Source organism: Rudaea sp. (assembly GCF_036383415.1).
GTDB lineage: Bacteria > Pseudomonadota > Gammaproteobacteria > Xanthomonadales > Rhodanobacteraceae > Rudaea.
Genome location: NZ_DASVOK010000269.1, coordinates 1 through 2,477, shown reverse-complemented (window position 1 = coordinate 2,477; position 2,477 = coordinate 1). Strand labels below are relative to the sequence as shown.

Sequence of the window (2,477 nt, the reverse complement as noted above, 5' to 3'; positions counted from 1 at the left end):
CGTGTACGCGCAGAGCGGCGCGCGGCCGATCGTGGTCAACACGATCATGGACCAGAAGCTCAGCGACATCGTCGCCGAGAGCGGCGCTCTGATGCTCGACGTGTTCGCGCCGTTCCTCGGGCCGCTCGAGGCGGAACTCGGCACGATGCGCTCGCCGCGCGTCGGCAAGGCGCACGGCCTGACCGACTTCACCGAGTACGAGGCGCGCATCAACGCGACCAACTACGCGCTGACCCACGACGACGGCATCGACGTGAACTACGCCGATGCCGACCTGATTCTCGTCGGCGTTTCGCGCGTAGGCAAGACGCCGACCTGCCTGTACATGGCGCTGCACTATGGGGTGAAGGCGGCGAACTATCCGTTGACGCCGGATGATCTCGAACGTCTGGAAATTCCGCCGCGTCTCAAACCGTACAAGCAACGCCTGTTCGGCCTCGACATCGATGCGGTACGTCTGTCACAGGTGCGCGAGGCGCGCAAGCCCGGCAGCAAGTACGCGAAGATCGAACAGTGCCGCTACGAACTCGCGCTCGCCGAAAAACTTTTCAGGCGCGAGAACATTCCGGTGCAGAACACCACGCACACTTCGATCGAGGAGATCGCGAGCAAGATCCTCGCTTGGCTGGGCATCGAGAAGCACCTGTTCTGACGCTTGTATCGCGTCGACAAACGGCAGATGCGGGACACTCAAAGTAACTCTCTGAGCCCGGATGCGCAAGTCTGGCGGGGCAGGGTGTCGGCGCCATATGATGCGTCCATGTCTGCCGTACTCGAAAAACCGTCCGCCATATTGCCGAGCAGGTTCGCCTACCTGATGGGCCTGTATGCGGAGAACTATCACCGCCTCGCGCGCGTGTTCGCGCCGCAGTCGCTCGAAGTCGGCAGCTATGTGTCGTCGGTCGACGATGGCCTCGACGTGCAGCTCGATTTGCTCGAGCGTCACGCCTACACGCTCGAGTTGAAATTGTCGTATCGCATGCGCAACGCAGACGACGCAGCGCCCGCGTCGGCATGGCTGCGCATGTACAGCGACGCGCACGTCGCCGAGGTTTCGCACTATCACGCCGGCAAGCACATGTGGCATGCGCTCGGTTCGTTCCCGGCGACCAAGACCTTGTTCGCGCATCGCATGCGCATGGCGAGCTTCCTCAACCGCTGGCTCGAATATCTCGCCGAACAGGGTCATTCGCACGGCACGCTCGTGCCTTTCGTCGAAGGCGCGGAAACGCGACAATAGCGGCGGCCCGCAGCAAAGTGGCCGTGATCGCCACGTTACACGGAACCCGACATGCCCAAGCTCACCGAACGTTCCATCTGGCGCGCGCTTGCCGCGCATTGGCGCGCACGCGATGCGCATCTGCGCAAGCTGTTCGCGGCGAATCCTCAACGCGGAGAGAAATACACGCTCGAAGCGGCCGGCTGGTATCTCGACTATTCCAAGCAGCGCGTCGACGAAGAAACCATGCGCCTGCTGCTGCAGCTCGCGGATGAGGCCGGCGTAGCCGCGCGCCGCGATGCGATGTGGCGCGGCGAAAAGATCAACACGACCGAGAAGCGCGCGGTACTGCACGTCGCACTGCGCGCCGCAAAGGACCAGATCATCGAGGTCGATGGCAGCGATGTCGTCCCTGGCGTCTACGAAGTACTCGAACGCATGGCCGCGTTCGCCACGCGCGTGCGCGAGGGCGAATGGAAAGGGCATACCGGCAAGCGCATTCGCCATATCGTCAACATCGGCATCGGCGGTTCCGATCTCGGTCCGGTGATGGCCTACGAGGCGCTGCGCGCATTCAGTCAGCGTGATCTCGACTTCCGCTTCGTCTCCAACGTCGACGGCGCCGATTTCTTCGAGGCCACACGCGACATCAAGCCCGAAGAAACGCTGTTCATCGTCGCCTCGAAGACGTTCACGACGCAGGAGACGATGGCGAATGCGCAAGCCGCGCGTGCCTGGGCGCTGGCCAAACTCAAGGACGAGGCCGCGGTGGAAAAGCACTTCGTCGCGGTGTCGACCAACGCGGAGAAAGTCGCTGAATTCGGCATCGACACGGCCAACATGTTCGGCTTCTGGGATTGGGTCGGCGGCCGCTATTCGATGGACTCGGCGATCGGCTTGTCGACCATGCTCGCGATCGGCCCGGACAACTTCCGTGCGATGCTCGATGGTTTCCACGCCATGGACGAGCACTTCAGCACCGCGCCGTTCGCGCAGAACATGCCTGTGCTGATGGCGCTGATCGGTCTGTGGAACACGAACTTCCTCGGCGCCGCGACGCAGGCGGTGCTGCCGTACGCGAACTATCTCAAGCGTTTCCCGGCCTACCTGCAGCAGTTGACGATGGAGAGCAACGGCAAGTCGGTGACGCTGGACGGCGCGCAGGTCGACCACGACACCTCTGCCGTGTGGTGGGGCGAGCCGGGTACGAATGGCCAGCACTCGTTCTATCAGCTCATTCACCAGGGCACGCGCCTGA

General features: G+C 63.0%; 3 protein-coding genes. All 3 read left to right on the top strand.

Translation table 11 applies throughout. The features are described from left to right. Positions 1-652 (top strand): pyruvate, phosphate dikinase/phosphoenolpyruvate synthase regulator (gene ppsR, locus VF497_RS10025; RefSeq protein WP_330888230.1); only part of this gene is annotated, 652 nt, incomplete at its 5' end. A 108-nt stretch (positions 653-760) separates the two neighbouring features. Beyond that, on the top strand, positions 761-1,240 hold the full coding sequence (locus VF497_RS10020) for a DUF1249 domain-containing protein (RefSeq protein ID WP_330888228.1): 480 nt from the start codon (positions 761-763) through the stop codon (positions 1,238-1,240). A 51-nt stretch (positions 1,241-1,291) separates the two neighbouring features. Further along, positions 1,292-2,477: glucose-6-phosphate isomerase (pgi, locus tag VF497_RS10015; protein ID WP_330888226.1), on the top strand; the 1,186-nt coding region annotated here is incomplete at its 3' end.

Excerpts from the sequence above, each read along its gene's own strand:
- VF497_RS10020 (WP_330888228.1), top strand. The coding sequence starts at position 761 with ATGTCTGCCGTACTCGAAAAACCGTCCGCCATATTGCCGAGCAGGTTC.